Raw genomic sequence first — 21,864 nt, forward strand, 5'->3', positions numbered from 1 at the left:
ATCACAAATGCTCAGATTTCTCAAATCTGTCTCTGCAAATTTCCTTAGATCACAATCAATTCTTTCGGTGCCAAGGTCAAGACTTCACAGCCAGTTTCCGTAATCAGGAGATCATCTTCAATCCGGACACCAGATAAGCCTTCAATGTAGATCCCTGGCTCATCTGTCAAAACCATCCCCGCCTTGATAACTTCTTTTGAAGTTTGACTGAAATAAGGCTCTTCATGGATGTCCAAGCCAATTCCATGGCCAATTCCATGAGTAAAGTACTGACCGTATCCTGCAGCCTCAATAATATCCCGAGGAATTTTATCAAAATCACGGAAACCGAGTCCAGCCTTGGCTTCAGAAATGAGAGCTTGGTTGGCTTTCAAGACCGTTTCGTAAATTTCTCTTTCCTTGTCGCTGACATGACCTGCATAAATGGTCCGGGTCATATCACTGACGTAATGGTTGTAGAGACAGCCAAAGTCCAAGGTCAAGGCATCCCCAGCAGAGATGATGCGATCACTTGGAGTCGCATGGGGCATAGCAGAGCGCTCTCCCGCAGCGGAGATGATATCAAAGGATACACCTGACGCTCCCAATTCCCGCATTCTGAAATCCAGGAAAGTTGCCGCTTCTAACTCTGTTGTTCGACCAACCTTGATAAACTCCAGCACATCTAGGAAGGCTTGATCTGAAATACTGCAGGCCTTGCGGATGGTTGCCACTTCTGTCTCATCCTTAATCAAACGAAACTCCATCACAAAATCAGACAAGGCTCTTAGAGAGACTCCTGAGAAAACTGTCGCCAGACGAGTATGATAGGCAACTGTGATCTCATCCTCAAAGCCAAGTTCTTGGATCGCTGCGTCTTTGACAATTTTTGCCGCTTCTTCCAATTCATTGCGGGTTTCAACAATCTCAACAAAGGGGAAACAAGTCGCATGGGCATGAATGGTATAGCGCGAATCGGTGAAGAGGACCACGCGCTCTTCTGTCACCAAAACAGTCCCATTTGATCCCCAGAAACCTGTCAAATAGTAGACATTTTTCAAGTTGTTAATGAGGACAGCTTTTAAATCCTGTGCCTTCATTTTAGTTCGTAGATTTGTAATTCGTTGGTTCATTGTAATTTCCCTTTCAAATACTGTCCTGTAAAGCTAGCTGGGTTGCTGGCTACTTCTTCTGGTGTTCCTGTCGCAATAATGGTACCACCACCGACACCACCTTCTGGTCCTAAGTCGATGATATGGTCCGCTGTCTTAATGACATCTAAGTTGTGCTCAATAACCAAAACGGTATTGCCATCGTCCACAAAGCGTTCCAAAACCTTGAGCAAACAAGAGATATCCTCTGTATGAAGTCCTGTTGTCGGCTCATCCAAGATATAGAAGGACTTGCCAGTTGAGCGCTTATGAAGCTCTGAAGCCAACTTCATCCGCTGGGCTTCTCCACCAGAAAGCGTCGTTGCCGGCTGTCCCAGGGTCACATAGCCCAAGCCGACATCCTTGATGGTTTGTAATTTGCGATTAATCTTTGGAATATGTTTAAAGAAATCCACCGCATCATTGACGGTCATGTCCAAAATCTGGGAGATATTTTTTTCTTTATAGTGAACTTCTAGGGTTTCACTATTGTAGCGTCGTCCATGACAGACTTCACACGGTACATAGACATCCGGTAGGAAATGCATCTCAATCTTGATAATCCCATCTCCCGAACAGGCCTCACACCGGCCTCCTTTGACGTTGAAACTAAAACGGCCTTTTTTGTAGCCTCTAATCTTGGCTTCATTGGTTTGGGCAAAGAGGTCACGAATGTCGTCAAATACACCTGTATAGGTAGCCGGATTGGAGCGTGGAGTGCGGCCAATCGGACTTTGGTCGATATCAATCAGTCGATCAATGTGCTCGACACCTGAAATGGTTTTGTATTTCCCGGGTTTCTCTGAATTGCGGTTCAACTTTTGCGCCAGCGTTTTTTTCAAAATACTGTTGACTAAGGTTGACTTCCCTGATCCAGAAACGCCAGTAACAGCAATGAACTTGCCCAGCGGGAAGCGAGCGGTCACCTCTTTTAAGTTATTTTCAGCAGCCCCTGTCAATTCGATAAAGCGACCGTTGCCCACCCGTCGTTCCGTTGGTACAGGGATAGCCCGTTTTCCAGAGAGGTACTGACCAGTGATGGATTTGCTATTGCGGGCTACCTGCTTAGGCGTTCCAGCCGCAACAATCTCGCCTCCAAAGACACCGGCTCCTGGACCGACGTCGATCAGGTAATCAGCCTCTCTCATGGTATCCTCATCGTGTTCGACAACGATCAAGGTATTGCCCAAATCACGCATCTTCTTGAGGCTAGCAATCAAGCGATCATTGTCCCGTTGATGAAGACCGATCGAAGGCTCATCCAGGATATAGAGGACACCTGAGAGGTTGGAGCCGATCTGGGTCGCCAAGCGAATCCGCTGACTCTCTCCCCCAGATAGAGTCCCGGCCGAGCGAGACAGGGTCAGATAGCTCAAGCCAACATTGTTCAAGAAGGTCAAACGATCCTTGACTTCTTTGAGAATCGGTCGAGCAATGGTCTCCTCATTCTTGGTTAATTTGAGATCAGCTACCACCTTAAGATGGTCCTCAATGGACAAGTCAGAGATTTGCCCAATATGTAGCCCCCTCTCTCCTCCTACTCGGACAGACAAGGCCTGGTCATTCAAGCGATACCCATGGCAGGTGACACAAGTCAATTCATTCATGTAGGACAACATCTGATTGCGAGTAAAGTCGCTAGACGTTTCGTGGTAACGGCGATTAATATTGGTAACGACCCCTTCAAAAGGAATGTCAATATCGCGAACCCCACCAAATTCATTCTCATAATGGAAATGGAATTCCTTGCCCTCAGAACCATAGAAAATCAAGTGTCGGTCTTCTGGGGACAAGTCTTCAAATGGCTTGTCCATATCAATCCCAAACTGGATCATGGCCTGCTCCAACATCTGAGGATAGTAGTTAGAAGAAATCGGATTCCAGGGTGCTAGTGCTCCTTCACGGAGAGTCTTGCTAGAATCTGGAACAACCAAATCCAAGTCCACCTCTAGCTTGATCCCTAGTCCATCACAATCTGGACAAGAGCCAAAGGGGGCATTAAATGAAAAGAGACGAGGTTCCAACTCAGGGACGGTAAAGCCACAAACCGGGCAAGCATAATGCTCTGAAAAGAGCAGTTCATTTTCGTCCATGGTATCGATGACCACGTAGCCATCTGCGATCCGAAGGGCCGCTTCGACCGAATCAAAGAGACGGGACCGAATGCCATCTTTGATGACAATCCGGTCTACGACAACCTCAATTGTGTGCTGTTGGCTTTTGGATAATTCTGGGACTTCTGTCACATCAAAGATCTCGCCATCCACACGCACCCGGACATAGCCGTCTTTTTGCACCTTTTCGATGATATTCTTATGTTGGCCTTTTTTCTTACGAACGATGGGCGCTAGAATTTGCAGGCGTTGGCGCTCTGGCAATTCCAAAACTTGGTCTACAATCTGCTCGACCGAAGAAGCCGTAATCGCTCCATGGCCGTTGATACAGTAAGGAGTCCCCACACGAGCATATAGAAGGCGTAAGTAATCGTTAATTTCTGTTGTCGTTCCAACCGTTGACCGCGGATTTTTGCTGGTTGTTTTTTGGTCAATGGAAATGGCTGGACTTAGGCCATCAATCGAGTCCACATCGGGTTTTTCCATATTTCCTAAAAACTGACGAGCATAAGCTGACAGGCTCTCTACATAACGTCTTTGTCCTTCTGCATAGAGAGTGTCAAAGGCTAAGCTCGATTTCCCAGAACCTGATAGACCAGTGACCACGACCAGCTTATCTCGAGGAATTTCAACATCAATATTTTTTAAATTATGAGCACGCGCTCCATGAATGACAATTTTATCGAGCATTTCTTCCACTTTTCATCAATTTATTTATCCTTCATTATATCAAATTTTTCAGTATTCTTTTATCCAAAAGCGTGCTTTTTCTGTTATAATGTTAAGGTGTAAAAAAACAAGGGGAGGCACCATGAAACAGGTCTTTTTATCGACAACGACTGAATTTAAAGAAATAGAGACACTGGAACCCGGTAGCTGGATCAACCTTGTCAATCCTTCCCAAAGTGAATCGATGGAAATCGCCTCTGCTTTTAACATCGATATTGCCGACTTACGAGCACCACTCGATGCGGAAGAAATGTCCCGTATGACCATCGAAGATGAGTATACCTTGATCATCGTAGACGTTCCCATCAAGGAAGAGCGGAACAATCAGACCTACTATGTCACCATCCCTTTGGGAATTATCCTAACAGAAGAGGCTATCATCACCACTTGCTTGGAAGAGTTACCTCTCCTAGACACCTTTATCAATCGTCGCTTGCGGAATTTCTATACCTTCATGCGATCCCGCTTCATCTTCCAGATCCTTTATCGCAATGCCGAGCTCTACTTAACCGCGCTTCGTACCTTGGATCGCAAGAGTGAACAGATTGAAAGTCAACTGCACAAGTCAACGCGTAATGAGGAGCTGATTGAACTGATGGAGCTAGAAAAGACCATCGTCTACTTCAAGGCCTCTCTGAAAACCAATGAGCGCGTGATCAAGAAATTGACCAGTGCCACTAGTAACATCAAGAAATACCTGGAAGACGAGGATCTGTTGGAAGATACCTTGATCGAGACCCAACAGGCCATTGAGATGGCGGATATTTATGGAAACATTCTCCACTCTATGACCGATACCTTCGCATCGATCATCTCCAACAACCAGAATAATATCATGAAGACCTTGGCCATGGTGACCATCGTCATGTCCATCCCAACTATGATCTTCTCGGCTTATGGCATGAACTTTAAAAACAATGATCTCCCCCTCAACGGAGAACCTAATGCTTTCTGGCTCATTATCTTTATTGCCTTTGCCATGACCGGATCGCTCGTTGTCTACCTCATCCATAAAAAATGGTTCTAACACCTACTAATAACACTAAGGAGTATTTATGTCTCAATTTGATTTGACCCAATTAAGTAAAAAGAATCAAGAATTCGTTCGCATCGCTAAACACCAATTGATTGAAAACGGCAAAACAGAAGAAGAGGCTACTAGCCTGATTGAAGAAATTCTTCCAGCTATCTTTGAAAACCAACCAAAAGGAGTAACGGCGCGAACTCTCTTTGGAGCGCCAACTGTTTGGGCCAATGCTTTTAGTGATCAGGAACGCTACGAAAAAGAGCATCCAAAAGAGAATGATGCTCCTCATCTTATGATCACAGATTCTTTCCTTCTCGTCTTTGGTCTCTTTGCTGCTATTTCAGCCTTCATGAACCTTTTTGCACCTCAGGGAACCACTTATGGACTTCTCACATTGACTCTTGGTAGCTTGGCTGGTGGGGTTGTGCTCTATTTGATGTATTACTACTTCTACCAGTACTACGAAGTTTCTAAACGTGGAATGAAACGGCCTGCTTTAACCAAGTCACTCCCTATCCTAATGTTGGCGATGATCCTTTGGGTTGTAATTCTCATGGTCACTGCTTTGCTCCCACAATTCCTCAACCCTCGTGTACCAAACTGGTTCATGCTCTTACTCGGTGGAGGAGCTCTTCTTCTCCGCTACTACTTGAAGAAAAAATACAATATTAAGAGCGCCAATACAGCACCTCAACGACGCTAAAAAGAAACGGATGAAGTTTTCATCCGTTTTTGTTTTTACTGTATTTCCCTGTTCAATCTTTTTGAAAAATAGAGGACTAAGTCATCATTGTTTTCACAAGAACTGTAAGGGTCCAAGGGCTGATCCCTAAACCAAACTCCAGATCCGTCTGGGATATAGTCCCGTTTGACATACAGTCTTTGAGCTGGACCATAACCCGAGTGTAAACCAACCCCTAAAGTAACAATCTCTGATAGTAGCCGGACTCTTTTTTCCGCCTCTTCTAAGAGTTGATTCCCAATTCCTCGATTTCTAAATGGCTCAAAAACATTAAAATCAGATAGTTCAGGATAGACTCCCACGAAAGGGCCGTGCTTGGCATAAGGCAATATAGTGATATAACCTGCCACAAATCCATCCGACTCAGCTACTAATACGTCTCTCTTTCCGTTCTCCTGATCCTGAAAATAGCTGGCCAAGATATCCTCTCTACCCGGCCACCCTTGATGGATAAAGGCTTGAGAGATCCCTTCAATATCATACTCCATCATACTTCTGATGATTGTGCTTTCCTTCATGTTGCGCTTCTTGATACCTTTCTCCCCCTCATTATAGCATAATTAGAGCTTGGGAAAGATCAAAGAGGGCCACCCGGACCTGAAAAAAAGACCTGTAAGGGTCTTAATTCGCTTTCTTGTTTTCAAGCTCATGAAAAAGAGGGCCACCCGGACCTCAACTCGCTATCCAATTTCCAGGCTCGTGAAAAAAAGACCCACCCGGGTCTTTTTTTTAATCTTCGTTTACGAAAGGTATCAAAGCCATTACGCGAGCGCGTTTGATAGCTGTTGTTACTTTACGTTGGTTCTTCGCTGAAGTTCCAGTTACACGACGAGGAAGGATTTTCCCACGTTCTGAAACGAAACGGCTAAGAAGCTCAGTATCTTTGTAATCAACATATTCAATTTTGTTTGCTGCGATGTAATCAACTTTTTTACGGCGTTTGAATCCGCCACGACGTTGTTGAGCCATGTTTATTTCTCCTTTATAGTTTTAATTCGTTAAACCCATTCTTAAAATGGTAGATCGTCATCCGAGATGTCCATTGGATTAGCTCCGAATGGATTATCATCACGTCCAAAGTTTGGTGTTGCATTTGATGGTTCAGATCCTCCAAAGCTTGGAGCTGCATTTCCTGCAAATCCTCCAGCTGAAGCATAACCACCACTTGCTTGTCCTTCACGATTCGCGCGGCTTTCCAACAATTGGAAGCTGTCCGCTACGACTTCAGTGACATAAACACGTTGACCTTGCTGATTCTCATAATTACGAGTCTGGATACGACCTGTAATCCCAACTAAGGCACCCTTTTTAGCCCAATTTGCTAAATTTTCAGCTTGTTGACGCCAAATCACACAGTTGATAAAGTCCGCATCTCGTTCACCATTTTGGTTTTTAAAATTACGGTTAACAGCAAGTGAGAATGTCGCAACAGCCTGATTTTGAGGGGTATAACGAAGTTCAGCATCTCGAGTCATACGACCTACAAGTACAACATTGTTAATCATTAGTCACCTTCTTTATTCGTTAGGGCTTACGCGTCAACTTTTACGATCATGTGACGAAGAATGTCACCGTTGATTTTTGAAAGACGGTCGAACTCGTTAAGAGCTGCATCGTCGTTCGCTTCAACGTTTACGATGTGGTAAAGTCCTTCACGGAAATCTTGGATTTCGTATGCAAGACGACGTTTTTCCCAATCTTTTGATTCAACAACAGTTGCACCGTTGTCAGTCAAGATAGAGTCAAAGCGTGCTACCAAAGCGTTTTTAGCTTCTTCTTCAATGTTTGGACGAATAATATAAAGAATTTCGTATTTAGCCATTGATATGTTCCTCCTTTTGGTCTAATGACCCCAAGTCTTTGCAAGGGGTAAGTGAGGTTTGCTCACAAGAAACTATTATACCAGACTTTAGGATAGATGGCAAGTAAAAATACCTTCTCTTGATTCTTTTTGAGAAGATTTATTTTTCTTCTATTATTTTCTCTAGTTTTTATACAGCAAGGAAATCTCCTCCTTTCCTTAAAGAAAACTGATATCAGTTAGCTTTAAGAATGGGCCGTTATACTACCTTCATCACAAACAAGAAACGAGGAACGGTTATGAATTATTTAGTCATCCCCGCTTATCAACCCGATCAAAAACTTCTCAAACTGGTGAAAAAACTGAGAGAAAAATGTGACTTCTCCATTATCGTTGTGGACGATGGTAGTTCTGAGGATTGCCAGGCTATTTTTGAAAAGTTAAACGGATTATCTACAGTCCTTCACCACGAAGTGAACCTTGGAAAAGGAGGGGCTCTCAAAACAGCCTACACCTACATTCAAGAGCAAGGGCAATACGGTACAGTCATCACTGCCGATGCCGATGGCCAACATAAGGTTTGGGATATCTTCCGCGTGGCCAACCAGTCGCAAGATAATCCGAATCAATTGATTCTAGGGGCACGCGCCTTTTCAGGAAAGGTTCCCTTGCGTTCAGCCTTTGGAAATAAATTGACCCGCTTCTTGTTCAAGCAACAAACAGGGGTCGCTGTGACAGATACGCAGACTGGCCTTCGAGCCTTTACAACCAACATGATCCCCTTTATGTTAGAAATTGAGGGACAACGGTATGAGTACGAAATGAATGTTCTCCTCGCAGCTAGCAAGGCCTTCCCCATCTTGGAAGTTCCGATTGAAACAGTCTATATCAATGACAATGAAGGGTCCCACTTCCGCCCTATTCGAGACGGCCTTATGATCTACAAGGACATGTTTAAATTTGCCCTCTCCTCCCTGAGTAGCTTTATCGTTGACTATCTGGTCTACGCCTTCTTCCTGTTCGTGATGATGGCTGTGCCGATTAGCCTTCGGATCCTCCTTGCCAACGGGATTGCTCGTGTGGCTAGCTCTATCTTTAACTACTCGACCAACAAACGTTTCGTCTTTAAGAACAAAGACAGCCTGGCTCGAACCGGAAGTGGTTACTTGGGACTTGCGATTGGACTCTTTATTCTCGATACCCTCTTGATTCGACTCTTCTATACAAGCTTCGGTCTCCATTTGCTCCTCTGCAAAGTGCTCGTCGGACTCTTGCTTTTCGTCGTCTCATGGTTGATTCAGAAAAAAATCATTTTCAAGGAAAGGACTGCACCTACTCATGAAATTCTTTAAAAAATCGTATACCTATGCTGCTTGTTTTGGTATCCTGCTAACAAGCTCCTTCAGCTATTCTATGCTCAAAACCTTTGTCTTATCCGATGCTATCCAAACAGTCAAAGCTACGACCACTGATACCAAAGCTGCTGAACAAGCTGCCGCAACTGCTACTACAACAGATACCAGTTACTCCGATGACAATATCCAGGTGAGCCTGACAGAAAAAACAGTTGAAAACACTCAAGTTTACATTGCAGATATTACGGTTAGCTCTTCTGACTATCTAAAAACTGCTTTTGCTCAAAATACCTATGGGACCAATGTGACGGCTAAAACTTCCGTCACTGCAGCTGAGAACAATGCTATTCTAGCCGTCAATGGAGACTACTACGGAGCTAATAGCACCGGCTATGTCATCCGAAACGGAGTGGTCTACCGCGATACGGTTCGCGAAGACTCTAGCAATGGCGACTTAGCGATTTATAAAGATGGTTCCTTTAAGGTTATCTACGAAGATGAAATCTCTGCGGATCAGTTGGTCAAAGACGGGGTTGTTAATCTCCTTGCCTTCGGACCTTCCTTGGTTGAAGATGGAGAAATTACAGTCGATACTAACTCAGAGGTGGGACAATCCATGTCTTCTAACCCACGAACTGCCATTGGGATCATCGATGAAAATCACTACATCATTGTCGTCTCGGACGGCCGGACTTCAGAGAGTGAAGGGCTTTCTCTCTACCAATTAGCGGAAGTGATGAAATCGTATGGCGTTAAAACAGCCTACAACCTGGATGGTGGTGGATCTTCTACTCTTTACTTCAATGGCCAAGTTATGAACAAACCAACTACAAATGGTACTATCTCAGAAAGGGCGGTGAGTGACATTGTCTACATCGGTTACTAATCCTATCAAACAACGGTTGAAAAAGACCATCCTCTGGTACACTCTGATTTCAGCTTTCTTCTTCGTCGGGAGTCGCATCTACGAACACTTTAGTTTTGGCGAAACCTCTGCCTTCATGCACTACCTCTTCTTGATCCCTTTGATTGGTGGCGCCCTGCTCGTAGCTCTGCAACTAGTGGTAAAAGGCCTTTCTCGAATCACTCTTAATCTTTGGAACTCAGCTGTTGCCACGGCAACTGCTGGAGCCCTCTATCGAGGTATTGTGAACCTCTCTGGTCGTTCAACAACTCTCGACCAACCCTACTATTATGTTGCAGGGATCTTCCTAGCCCTTGCCCTCATCAGCCTCTTCTTAGTCCGCAGTGTCTGGGTGGAGAAAACAGCTTAAAACATTCAAAACGTCCGTTTCTAAAATTAAACGGACGTTTTTTAGAGTAAGCTAATGCCTGAACGGCTTAATCTTGCCGTTTTTTGCTTGCTACAAAACCTGCCAAAGCTAGTGAACTCATACCCAAGAGGCTGAGGGCTGTTGAAGTCAAGGCTTCTTGTCCTGTTTTTGGAAGGCTGGTTATTGGCCTTGAAGCAGCCACTTCTGCTTGGCCACCAGTATGATAGCCAACAGCGACTGGTTTGTTTGCTGCAACTTCTTTCGTTTCAGGTGTAGTTGGTTGAGCTGGGGTAACTGGGCCTTTGGATACCGCTGGTTGGACAGGCGTCACTGGAGTTTCCGGTATCTCTAGTGTCGGATTTTCTGGTTGAATCCATGGTTCCACAATCGCTCCACTATGCACCTCTGGGTTTGGCTTGATAACGTCTTTGACCAAAGAAAGAAGGTGGAAATTGATTTGATTGCTCACTTCATAAAGGAAATCATTTTCCGATGCACGATACCCCGCTGGGAGATCCACATGAACACGATAGGAGCCGTTCATCAGCATGGTCTCAAAGCGTTTCAAATCATAGATACTTTGTGGGAGAAGGCGACTGATACCATCATTCCCCACCACTTTTACGACTGTTCCTGTCGGAACCGGCTGATCAAATCCAATAGTGAGTTTGTTTTCATCTAAATAATGGAAGGCAAAGGTCACTTTCGGATGTGGATTTTCGGCTGAAACCGTCACCTTCTTCACTAGTTCTGTTCCCCAATCATAATGGTAATCAGATAGGGTGATTTTCACTGTATAAGTACCAAAAGGTAAGTCTGGGAAGGTGCCAGCATTGTAGGACGCATTGAACTCTCCTTCTACTACACGGCCTTGGTCATCCACTACCTGATAACGAACGACGGATGGATAATACGAAATGACTTCTCCACTGCTATCTGTGAAGACCACCTCCAAGGTGCTCTTTTCAGCCTTTGATTTTTCAGTCTCTGTCTCGCCTGGTTGTTCATCTGAACTGGCTTCATTCGTCGAAGTCGTTGCCTCTACTTTCTTTCCTTCGATGTCCATCTCAGTGGTATTGTAGACCTTATCCCAGATGGTATAGCGAACAGTAGAAGGGTCCACCCCTTCCGGAAGCAGATAGCTACCATCCTCTTGGGGTTCCAAGGCCACGGTTTCCCCATCTTTGACGTAGGACAGATAAGTCCCTGCTAGTCCACTACCAGTTTCAATCACCTTACCTGGTCGGAAAATCCGTGTTGCTGGATCGTACTGTGCACTTCCAGACTCGATGCTTGGAGCCGTATTGTCAATCTTAACCTTGAAGTTAAGCTCTTGTTGCTTAGCCCCTGAAGCAGTTGGACGGTAGGTGATCACAAATTGGTATTCTCCATCTGGTAATTGCTTGCCGTCTTTGTCCAAACCTTCCCAAGAGATTTCATAAAACTCTTCGCTACGATTCCCAATCCGGTAACTCCAGTCTGTCTTACGGTGGACTTCATTTCCGACCTCGTAAATCGGGTTAGTACGAGCTGTGTCCTCCTTCTTGTAAACTGATAGGTGGACATTTTCAACATTGCGAAGCATGACGGCTTTAACCTTGATGCTATCAAAGCTGGAATCATTGTTTGGAGAGAAGTAAAGTTGGTCCCCATCAAAGCGATCCCCATCCTGGCCAAGAGTTTTGGCTACGGATTCTCCATTTTCATAGACATAACTGATCAAAGAGGTAAAGTGATTGTCTGGATGACGCTCTGGCGTTTCTGGGACCTTTTCATCTGGATAATCGGTCTTGTCCTTGTAGTAGTAAAACGGCTTGTCGCTACCTGTGTATTCGTAGATTGGCTTTTCAATGCCACGCAGATTTTGGTAATCTCCATGAAAGCCAACATAAGGGAGGCTGACCAGATGTTTTTGGGTGCCGGCATCTTTGACTAGTACATAACCTTCTAAGAAATAACCATTTGGCATTTGCTTGCTGAGCTCTTCCTTGTACTTGCTCGCATCAACCGTTACATGGATGGTCCGCTGACCATTGGCTGGAACAGTGATGGTTTCCTTGCCATCTATGGTTTCTAATAGCCGAGGATGAAGGGTGAATTTACCATCTTGAACTTGGTCTGTCTGAAGGGTCGTTTCATAACGAAGAGACTTCTCTTGATTGGAAAGATTGTGGATGGTCACATCAAACTCAAAAGTATCTGTGACATTGCCTAGTGTCAGACTACTTTTAGCATCTTTTGCAGTCACATAGAGATCTCCTAGAGCTGCAGCTGTGACATCCATGACCCCTGCTCCTTGCTGACGAACAGAGGAATAGGCATGTGTTTCCTCATCAACATGCGGGACAGCTGTACTCATGGTCATCTGTTTGACAAGAACTTGTAACTGTTCTGGACTGAGATGAGGGAAGCGCTCCTTCAGGGCTTGTTTCACCAGCGCAGTGGCACCCGCTGCATGAGGAGAGGCCATACTGGTCCCCCTATCCATATAGTACTCTCCATTATTAACAGATGAGTAGATCATCCCTCCTGGAAGAGTGACATCCGGTTTGAGGTCGCCATCAGCTGACAGCCCCCAAGAGGAGAAGTCGGATAATTGATTGGCTGCGTCGTACGGAACCCGTTTGAATTTGTTGGCAATATGGAGCTGGTAGTCCTTGGCATGTTGAGCTAAGACACTTCCAGCATCGTGGCCAATAACCCCAACTGGGAATCGTTCCCCCAGTCCTTCTAAGTCAAAGCCTACAGGATTATTGCCCTGCTCCTTAGTCTGGTAGAATATCACCCCTGTAGCACCTGCTCTTTTCAGCTCTTTGACCTTATCCACATCCGAAACTTCCCCACCTCGCTCCGTAAGGACTAAGTGCCCATTGATACTATCAGCTTGGTAGTGGTCGATCCCTCCCTTTTCCACATGGAGATAACTTTGAGGGATGGTTGTCCGAAAGGCATCGCGTTCTACAAAGGAGTGCATCGGAATTTTGCCATCAGGAAAGTCCACGGAACCTTTTAAGGCTTCTACGGTCAGGCTTGCTTCTGTCGACTCATGCTTGGTCAGACTATTAATCGAAGCGACTGAGATGACATTTGGGTTGACGGATGGGGTTCCTGTCATCCCATAATCCGGTGTGCTTGCAAGTGGTTTGCTGTGCCAGAAGCCATTGGTCGCCATATTGGTAGAGGCAACTGTAATGGTCACTCCCGCCTTTCTCGCTACCTCAAAGGCCTGGCGCGTGATTTCTCCTACATCATAAATCGAGCCTGATGCGGTTCCCAAACTCATGTTGATGGAATCAGCCCCTAATTTGACGGCGTCTTCCACTGCCTTGGTATAGATGAAATTTTGAACCTGACCGCCCTTGGTGTCTGAGAAAACACGCAAAAACATAAGCTGGGCTTCGGGAGCGACACCTCGAATAATCTCACCATTTGGGGATGGTTGAGAGGCATTTCCCACAGCGGTTCCAGCTACGTGGGCACCGTGAGAGATTGGATCATCTTCTTTAACATTGTCATCCATATCACTATAGTTGTGAACGTAGACGACTTTATTGTTGTACCATTTACCGTAAGTGATGCCGGCCTTCTTTTTAGCCTCTTCAATTTCCGCTTCACTCTTGTACTTGGCCTTGCTTATATCTGTTAGACGAAAAATATCGTGGGCAGGGTCGACCCCCGAATCGATAACCGCTACAACCTGTCCCTGGCCTTTGATACCCTTATCCCAGAGTGGTTGCAAATTGATCAGGCTGTTTTCTTCACTGACCTTGGTCGTAGTTGAAGCCGGTGAGGCAGGAGTAGGCTGGTTCTCAGCTACTCTGGTCCGACCAAGTGGAGCATAATCTAGGGCATCGACACGTGCTAATCCCCGGATCTTTTTAGCATCTCCATAGGTCGTCTCTAGAGCCAATCCATTAAAGAGCAAATTAACGTCATACAATTTTTTGAACTGAATGGATTGTCTTTCGAGTTCTTTCAAAAATTGTTCATGGTCTTGGTTGGTTTGCTCGATACGCGCTTCTTTTGAAGTTCGAGATCCATCTCCATTCTCAGCAGAAACCTTTTCTTTCAGGCGAACCAGGACCTCGACTGGACTTGCATCCTCTAGCGTTTCTTTAGCTACTTCCTGGGGAGCCTCCGTCGCAACAACTTCAGAATTGACTTTTGGACTTGCAATAACAGAAGGTGACAAGGTCTTCTCTTCTCTTGGGTTCTCATTTGAAGAATCGCTAGCAACTGAAGAAGTATTTAGTGCTTGTTTGGTCTGGTCCTTGCCCTCAGTCTCTGTTGGAGTAGGGACAGCGGAAGTCGATTTTTCTACTGGTACACCGGAGATATCCTCCTTAACAGCAACGATCGGCTCTATTGCCTTTTCATCTGTCGTTGTGCTATCAGGTACTACGGCTGATGACTCGACTGTGGATGGTGCTGGTGTTACAGTATCTGCCGAAACCACCGATCCCATCAAGAACATACCTATTAAAACGGAAGCAACTCCAACCGCATATTTACGAATGGAAAAACGTTGTTGTCGATGAAATTCCATAAAAACTCCTTTTTATATACCAGGTTCAGGTGGCTGTTACACCACCTGAAGCCCACTCAATTTTCTCTACTAAGAGAACGTTATACTTGGTCTGGATGATTTTTCTTCATTCGGATCGCACCGAAAGTGAGTAGAAAAACCATAAAGCCTACAATCCCTAATTGGTCATTTTCCTGTCCAGTTTTTGGAAGAGAAGTTACTGGGCGATGAGAGACTTGTTGAAGCTCCTGATCCATTGCTGATTGACCTTCTTGCGTCATAGGTGACGGTTGAGGAGTGACTTGTTGAGCCTCCTGATCCATTTTTATTCTACCTTTTTGTGTCATAGGTGACAGTTGAGGAGTAGGTGGGACAGTTGGATCTTCCACCTGATCTTCTGAGACTTCTACAAAACTGGTCAAGTAGCGATTAATACGATTAGCTACGGTATAGATGAAATCATTTTCCACTGCCCGATAACCTGTTGGCAGATCAATATGGATCTGATACTCTCCATTGATCAGGATGCTTTCAAATGTCTTTGGTTCATATAGGGTTTGATTCAACTCCACTTTTTCTCCTGTCTTCTGATCAATGGCAAAGACACGGGTTCCATCTGGAAGTTCTTTGTCAAAGACGAGGTCAAAGCGATTTTTGTCAATGTAGTGGTAGACAAATTTGACCAGTCCTTCAGGGTGCTCCTTGCTTAATTCCACTGTCACAGTGGTTGGAGATACCCAAGAATAATTTTGATCTTGAGCGACAACTTTTACAGTGTAGGTTCCAAATGGAAGAGTCGGTAGCGGATCTTCGTAGTAGCTATTAAATTCTTGATCCACCCGATTCCCCTTGCTGTCAAAGACTTGGTAACGCATCATTTCTGGGTATTGGTTGGTTGCCTCGCCTTTTTCATCGACAATTTGCACCTCTAAGCGACCGACGGTTGCTTCGCTAGTCGCAGCTGTCGGACTTGCTTCCTCCGTCCCTGATTTTTCCGTCGTTTTTTCTTCTGAAGCGGTCTTACCATCCAAGGTCAAGGTGTTGGTATTATTGACCTGATCCCAAATATAGAAGCGCACAGTTTTTAGATCTACTCCTTCTGGAATAGAGTAGGTTCCATCTTCATTTGGACTAATTTCGACTTCCTGATCATCTTTTTTGTAAGAGAGGTATTTTCCGCCTAGTCCACTACCCGTTTCAATAATTTCACCTGGCTTAAAGAGACGAGTTGCTGGATCAAAGAGATCCTTGGTATTCGCCAGTTGTGGCACTTGCTTATCGACTCGGACTTTTAGAACAATCTCTTGAGGTTTGGCACCTGGTGTGCTTGGACGATAAGTGACTACATATTGATAGTCCCCATCTGGCACTAGCTGATTGTTATTGTCCTTGCCTGCCCACTGTGTCGCATAAAGAATCTTACTACGGTCATTAATCCGCCAACCATAGTCCGATTTCTTCTGACTTTCATTACCTTGTTCAAAAATAGGATGTTCGCGTTTGAGGTCATCTGCACGATAGACCGATAAATGAATATTGTCTACATTTCTCAAAACGACTGCATTGAGCTTGACACTATCATAGGAACCATCATCATTTGGCGAGAAGACAAGTTGATTTCCATCGTAATGCCCATCTTTTTCTCCCAATACAACCTGTACTTCTTTGCCCCCGCGCCAAATAGTGCTGACCAAGGCTGTAAAGTGATCTCCTGAGTCTTTTTCAGGTTTCTCTGCTTTTTCATTTGCATAATAGTAGAATGGTTTTTCATCCCCAGTGAAGGCATAGATAGGCTTTTCGATACCTGGTAAATCCTGATACTGCCCTTTGAAGCCGATATATGGAAGACTTACGAGATCTTTCTTGGTTTTGGCATCTTTAAAGAAGACAAATCCTTCTAAAAAGTAACCATTCTTCATTTGATTGGTAAGTTCGCTTGTAAAGGTACTGGTATCTACAGAAATTGGAACCGTCACACTTCCCTTTGCTGGAACATGAATGATTTTTTCTCCCACTTGATCCAGTAGCTGACGCATCTTCAAGCTGATGCGATCATTTTCCACCTGATCGGTGTTGACGACCGTATGATAAGTGAAGTCTTTCGCTTCCGAACTTAAGTTGTGCACCGTAACCTCAAACGTAAAGGTATCCTTGACATTGCCTAGCGTCAAACTACTGTTTGTTCCTTTTCCGCCTGTTACAAAGACATCACCAAAGGCTGCCGCTGCAGCATCCATGAGACCAGATCCTTGTTGACGGACAGAAGAGTAGCTCTTACTTTCCTGATCAAAATGAGGTTTGGCTGTACTCATGACTAATTGGCGCAAAAGCGTATGAATTTGCTCTGGACTATAAGTTGGGAAACGTTGTTCTAGAGCTTGCTTGATCAAGGCTGTCGCCCCTGCCGCATGGGGCGTTGCCATACTGGTCCCCTCATCCATATCATACAGACCATCTGGAATCGCCGAGTAGACCATTCCGCCAGGTAGGGTAACATCTGGCTTAAGTTTTCCTTCGGCAGAAAGCCCCCAACCAGTAAAGAAGAGCATCTTGTTGGCTTCACTATAAGGCACTTTCTTGACTTCCTGATGGAAGATTAGCTCGTATTCTCCAGCGTGGGAAGCGAGTTCTTTACCGATAGCATGATTCAAGACGCTAACCGGATAGAAGGAGCCCCAATAGCCCATCGGAAGTTTTTGGAGGCTGTCCCCTTGCTCTTCATTCTGATAAACGAGGACACCTTTTGCACCAGCTTGTCTGAGGGCATTAACCTTCTCTTCGTCCGTCACATCCCCACCGCTCTCAACCAGAGCAATTTTGCCTTTCACCGTAGCAGTTCGGTAACTATCCAGTCCACCTTTTGGAACTGAAACGTAAGACTGAGGACCTTCTACTGGGAAAATCAGCCGGTAAACGGGAAGATCGACGAGGCCATTTTGGAATTCTTTCTTATCCTTTAGAGCTGGGATTTCCAGACGCATGGTCGTTTCGTGATTGATCTGATTATTGAAAGCACCAATGGCTAGAACTCCATCTTCAATGGCGGGTTCATCAATCGTTCCAGTATCCGGTGCATCTGCTTTTGGCTTAGCCTGCCAGTATCCACTTACGGCGTAATTCCCTGCTGCAGCATTGATGACAACACCGGATTTACGAGCGAATTCAAAGGCTTGACGAGTTAGGGGATTGGTATCTGCTTCAGATCCATTAACTCCACCAAAACTCATATTGATGGTGTCAGCACCAAGCTTGACCGCATCTTCAACAGCCTTAGCGACGACAAAGCCTTGTTCTGTCATGCCCTTCTTATCAGAGAAAACGCGCATAAAGATAAGCTGGGCTTCTGGTGCGACTCCCTTTAGGTATTCGCCAGTTGGCACTGGCTTGGTCGCATTTCCAACGGCTGAGCCTGCTACGTGGGTCCCATGTGAACGCGGATCATCTTCTCGAATCTCATCGTTCATATCTGAATAGTTATAGGCATAGACCACCTTATCGTTGTACCACTTCCCATAAGTGATGCCTGCCTTTTTCATAGCCGCTTCCATCTGCTCTTTATTCTGATATTTGGCTTTGCTTTTATCCGTTAGACTAAAGAAATTATGGTTGACATCAAGACCAGTATCTAAAACAGCTACCACCCGACCTTGCCCCTTGATCCCTTTGTCCCAGAGAGGCTGTAGATTAATCAACTCATTTTCATCACTAACTTTTGTAGGAAGGAGGGTATTCTGCTTCGTTGGGCTAGGCTGTGCATCCGTCCGATCCGTTAGTGGCGTAATTTCCACCTTTTCAACACGCGCTAACTGACGGATCTTCAAAGCATCCTTGTACTTGGTTTCTAAAACAAAACCATTAAAGACCAAATCAAAATCAGCTAGTTTTGTATACTGAATGCCTTTTTCCTTCAATTCATTCAATACCGCTTCCTTGATTGGTGCATTATCCTTGATCTGCTCCGCAATACTAAGAGGAGCTGCTTCAGCTTGCTTTTTCGTCTCCAAACGTACCAGGGCCTGAACACGGGCTTCATCTGCCACACTTGCTGAAACAGCGTCCTTATTAGCTACTGGCTGAGATGCTAAAACAGTGTGGTCTTCTTGCTCCTTCTTTTCAACACCTTCTTTTTCAGGTGTAGGGTCCGAAACTGGATTTGTTTGAGCATTGGAAGGTGAGATCTCGCCAGTTTTCTCAGTCTTGGCTTTCTCTTGTGAAGAAGACTCCTCCTTAACTGTATCAGTTGTATGAGCGCCGTCCGAGCCATCGCCCTGTCCGACTGTCGGACTCACCTCCTGACTTCCTTCTTTTACTACAATAGCGGGTACATCTACCTGCCCTTCCTGCTCCTGGGCTGAAACAGTCACCCCACAAAAAAAGCATCCGACAAGTACCGATACTAGGCCGACTGCATATTTTCGTAGAGAAAAACGTTGTTGTCTGTCGCTTCCCATAAACAGACCTCCTTTATATTTTGTAAGCGGTTTCCACACCTATATTTTAGTCCTTATCTTATGCAAAGTCAATGCAATCTAGCAAATTCTAAAAAATATATTATTTTATTGATTTTTGATAGGTTTCTCTATCCAGTATTGGAGAAGCTTCTCTTACCAAGGGGAATTCCTTAGACAAAGTTTCTTTCTTTAAAAAGGTAAAAAAAAAGAAACCAGAATAGCTTCTGATTTCTTTTGGAATAAACTTATTTATTTACGTTTTCCCATTTCCAGTTGTGTACTTCTGGAATATCATCACCGTGTTCACGGATGTAAGCATTGTGAAATGCAATTGTTTCGTCCATTTGAGCTGCAAATTCAGCTGCTTCTGCTCCAAGAGCTGCATTAGCTGCATCTTGTGCCAAGTGGAAGCGATCCAATTCAGACATGACACGCATATCGAATGGTGTTGTGATATCACCGTTTTCACGGTAACCATGCACACGCAAGTTGTGGTTGTGACGGTTGAAGAAGATATCACGGATCATGCCTTCGTAACCGTGGAAGGCAAAGATCACTGGTTTGTCAGCGGTGAAGACTTTGTCAAACTCTTCATCTGAAAGTCCACGAGCATCGACTGATGGGTGACGCAATTTCAAGATGTCTACAACGTTGACAAAGCGGATCTTCAATTCTGGGAAAGCCTTGTGCAAGATTGTGATGGCTGCAAGAGCTTCTAAGTTTGGCTCTGTACCTGCAGCTGCAATGACAAGATCTGGCTCTTCATCTGCTGCAACAGTTGATGCCCAATCGATCACCTTGTATCCTTCATGAACCAATTCTTCTGCTTCATCAGCTGAGTAGAATTGAGGACGTGGGTGTTTTGAAGTAACGATCAAGTTTACCTTGTCTTCTGCCTTGAAGGCTTTATCCATCACTGCAAGCAAGCTATTGGTATCTGCTGGCAAGTATTCACGGATGTATTCAGGAGTTTTCTCAGCCAAGTGAGTCAAAATACCTGGATCTTGGTGAGTATAACCATTGTGGTCTTGTTGGAAAACAGTTGAAGTCGCAATCAGGTTCAAGGCTGGGTAGTTTTTACGCCATGTCGTATGTGTCTTCGATTTACGCAACCATTTGAAGTGTTGAGTAATCATAGAGTCTACGACACGAAGGAATGATTCGTAAGAAGCGAAGAATCCATGACGACCTGTCAAGACATATCCTTCGAGCATTCCTTCTGCTTGGTGCTCTGACAATTGAGAGTCAATGACACGTCCAGCAGGGCTCAAAGCTTCATCGTAGTCTGGTTTCGTACGTCCTAACCATTGACGACTTGTACGAGTGAAGACTTCTTGAAGACGGTTTGATTTGGTTTCATCTGGTCCAAAGATACGGAAGTTATCTGGGTTCGCATCCACAAGATCTGCTGCATACTTACCAAACTCGATCATATCTTGCGCCATGATGGCACCTGGTGTTTCGATCTTGAAGGCATGTTTCTTCCAATCAGCAGTGTCCATTGGTTTGATAACACCTGCGTTTGTGATTGGGTTCATAGCCATACGACGGTCACCTTTTGGTGCGATTTCAGCAATTTCAGGAACTAGTTTACCAGTTTCATCAAACAACTCTGCTGGGCGGTAAGATTCCAACCATGAAAGAAGGGCATCTACATGCTCCATGTGGTGAGCATCTACTGGGATTGGCACTTGGTGCGCACGGAATCCACCTTCGATTGGTGTTCCTTCCCAAGCTTTTGGTCCAGTCCAACCTTTAGGAATACGAGCAATCAAGACAGGGTATACTGGTTGAGTTGCTTCTTCTGCAGAACCTTTACGAGCTTCTGCTTGGACTTTCTTGATTTCTTCAATCGCTTCGTCCAATTTTTCTGCAAACAAAGCATGAGCTGCTTCATGGTCGTCAGAAATAGCCGTTACGTCTGCAAAAATTGGTTTCCATCCAAGACCTTCAAAGAAGAGGGCCAATTCTTCGTCTGTTTTGCGTTCGAAGATTGTTGGATTGTGGATCTTTCCACCGTTGAGGTAGAAGATTGGAAGAACAGCACCATCATTGACTGGGTTCAAGAAGGTATTGGCCAACCAACCAGCCATCAATGGACCAGTTTCCCCTTCACCATCACCGATTACGGTTGCAGCAATCACATCTGGATTATCTAAAACAGCTCCAGCTGCGTGAGAAAGAGCATAACCAAGTTCTCCACCTTCGTGGATAGATCCTGGAGTTTCAGGTGCCGCGTGAGATGCAATCCCTCCTGGGAATGAGAAGATTTTACATAGGTGTTTAAATCCTTCTTCATTTTGTGGGATATTTGGATTCAATTCTGTATAAGAACCATCTAAGTAAGAGTTGGACACCATTACTTGTCCACCATGACCTGGTCCTTCAATGTAGAACATATCCAAGTCATACTTGTTGATGGCACGGTTCAAGTGTGCGTAAATAAAGTTTTGTCCAGGTACAGTTCCCCAGTGTCCGATTGGGTGAGCTTTCAAATCGTTTTCAACCACTTCACGTTTCAACAACGGGTTGTCTTTTAAGTACATTTGAGCAGCTGAAATATAGTTTGCTGCGCGCCACCACGCATCCACTTTATCCAAGTATGCTTTGCTGTTAAAATCAACAGTCATATTGTCTCCTCTCAAATTCTAGCTATGATTCTGATGAATTAGAATCCAGTGCAAGTATTTAGGTTATAAACATTCTGTTTCACTAA

At 44.8% G+C, this 21,864-nt stretch carries 14 protein-coding genes; 5 read left to right on the top strand and 9 right to left on the bottom strand.

The genetic code is table 11. The features are described 5' to 3' along the window. Positions 1 to 44: 44 nt before the first annotated feature. Together K1J10_RS00615 and uvrA are read right to left on the bottom strand one after the other, a co-directional pair. On the bottom strand, positions 45 to 1,112 hold the full coding sequence (locus K1J10_RS00615; RefSeq protein WP_048716421.1) for a M24 family metallopeptidase: 1,068 nt from the start codon (positions 1,110 to 1,112) through the stop codon (positions 45 to 47). Beyond that, positions 1,109 to 3,934: an excinuclease ABC subunit UvrA gene (gene uvrA, locus K1J10_RS00620; RefSeq protein WP_223355543.1), complete on the bottom strand. Its 2,826-nt coding sequence runs from the start codon at positions 3,932 to 3,934 to the stop codon at positions 1,109 to 1,111. Before uvrA ends, K1J10_RS00615 begins: the two co-directional genes overlap by 4 nt. 121 nt (positions 3,935 to 4,055) lie before the next feature. Between uvrA and K1J10_RS00625 the strand changes: the two genes are divergently transcribed. Together K1J10_RS00625 and K1J10_RS00630 are read left to right on the top strand one after the other, a co-directional pair. Further along, positions 4,056 to 5,000 carry a magnesium transporter CorA family protein gene (locus K1J10_RS00625; RefSeq protein WP_006597173.1) on the top strand — a complete coding sequence of 315 codons (945 nt, stop codon included), beginning with the start codon at positions 4,056 to 4,058 and terminating at the stop codon, positions 4,998 to 5,000. A 28-nt stretch (positions 5,001 to 5,028) separates the two neighbouring features. Next, positions 5,029 to 5,703 carry a DUF1129 family protein gene (locus K1J10_RS00630; protein WP_129270089.1) on the top strand — a complete coding sequence of 225 codons (675 nt, stop codon included), beginning with the start codon at positions 5,029 to 5,031 and terminating at the stop codon, positions 5,701 to 5,703. A gap of 35 nt (positions 5,704 to 5,738) precedes the next feature. On the opposite strand, the gene K1J10_RS00635 is transcribed toward K1J10_RS00630, so the two are convergent. The 4 genes from K1J10_RS00635 to rpsF form a co-directional block, all read right to left on the bottom strand. Then, positions 5,739 to 6,260, bottom strand: a complete 522-nt coding sequence (locus K1J10_RS00635) for a GNAT family N-acetyltransferase (protein WP_129822441.1) — start codon at positions 6,258 to 6,260, stop codon at positions 5,739 to 5,741. A gap of 211 nt (positions 6,261 to 6,471) precedes the next feature. Next, positions 6,472 to 6,711 carry a 30S ribosomal protein S18 gene (rpsR, locus tag K1J10_RS00640; protein ID WP_054364984.1) on the bottom strand — a complete coding sequence of 80 codons (240 nt, stop codon included), beginning with the start codon at positions 6,709 to 6,711 and terminating at the stop codon, positions 6,472 to 6,474. Between the two features lie 41 nt (positions 6,712 to 6,752). Beyond that, positions 6,753 to 7,247, bottom strand: coding sequence for a single-stranded DNA-binding protein (locus K1J10_RS00645; RefSeq protein ID WP_154853702.1), 495 nt, complete (start codon positions 7,245 to 7,247; stop codon positions 6,753 to 6,755). A 26-nt stretch (positions 7,248 to 7,273) separates the two neighbouring features. After that, entirely contained in the window at positions 7,274 to 7,564 is a 291-nt protein-coding gene (gene rpsF / locus K1J10_RS00650; RefSeq protein ID WP_006595679.1) for a 30S ribosomal protein S6, read from the bottom strand. Positions 7,565 to 7,842: 278 nt separating this feature from the next. Here rpsF and K1J10_RS00655 point away from each other — a divergent pair, with 278 nt between their 5' ends. The 3 genes from K1J10_RS00655 to K1J10_RS00665 are packed head-to-tail and all read left to right on the top strand — an operon-like array spanning position 7,843 to position 10,172. Beyond that, positions 7,843 to 8,895 (top strand): bifunctional glycosyltransferase family 2/GtrA family protein, encoded by a 1,053-nt coding sequence (locus K1J10_RS00655; RefSeq protein WP_223355544.1) that lies wholly within the window; start codon positions 7,843 to 7,845, stop codon positions 8,893 to 8,895. Further along, the gene (locus K1J10_RS00660) at positions 8,882 to 9,784 is read left to right on the top strand and encodes a phosphodiester glycosidase family protein (RefSeq protein WP_223355545.1); all 903 of its coding nucleotides are present in this window, start codon (positions 8,882 to 8,884) and stop codon (positions 9,782 to 9,784) included. The genes K1J10_RS00655 and K1J10_RS00660 overlap by 14 nt, the downstream gene beginning before the upstream one ends. Beyond that, complete coding sequence (locus K1J10_RS00665) at positions 9,765 to 10,172, top strand: hypothetical protein (protein ID WP_223355559.1); 408 nt, start codon at positions 9,765 to 9,767, stop codon at positions 10,170 to 10,172. The genes K1J10_RS00660 and K1J10_RS00665 overlap by 20 nt, the downstream gene beginning before the upstream one ends. A 67-nt stretch (positions 10,173 to 10,239) precedes the next feature. On the opposite strand, the gene K1J10_RS00670 is transcribed toward K1J10_RS00665, so the two are convergent. From K1J10_RS00670 to K1J10_RS00690, 3 genes are all read right to left on the bottom strand, one after another. After that, positions 10,240 to 14,718: an SGO_0316/SGO_0317 family LPXTG-anchored serine peptidase gene (locus K1J10_RS00670; protein WP_223355546.1), complete on the bottom strand. Its 4,479-nt coding sequence runs from the start codon at positions 14,716 to 14,718 to the stop codon at positions 10,240 to 10,242. 80 nt (positions 14,719 to 14,798) lie between these two features. Then, entirely contained in the window at positions 14,799 to 19,148 is a 4,350-nt protein-coding gene (locus tag K1J10_RS10700) for an SGO_0316/SGO_0317 family LPXTG-anchored serine peptidase (RefSeq protein WP_263285363.1), read from the bottom strand. A gap of 245 nt (positions 19,149 to 19,393) precedes the next feature. After that, a complete protein-coding gene (locus tag K1J10_RS00690; RefSeq protein WP_223355547.1) occupies positions 19,394 to 21,778 on the bottom strand; it encodes a phosphoketolase family protein in 2,385 nt (794 codons plus the stop codon). Positions 21,779 to 21,864: the final 86 nt, after the last annotated feature.

Source organism: Streptococcus australis, assembly GCF_019930045.1.
In the GTDB taxonomy this organism is placed as follows: Bacteria; Bacillota; Bacilli; order Lactobacillales; family Streptococcaceae; genus Streptococcus; species Streptococcus australis_D.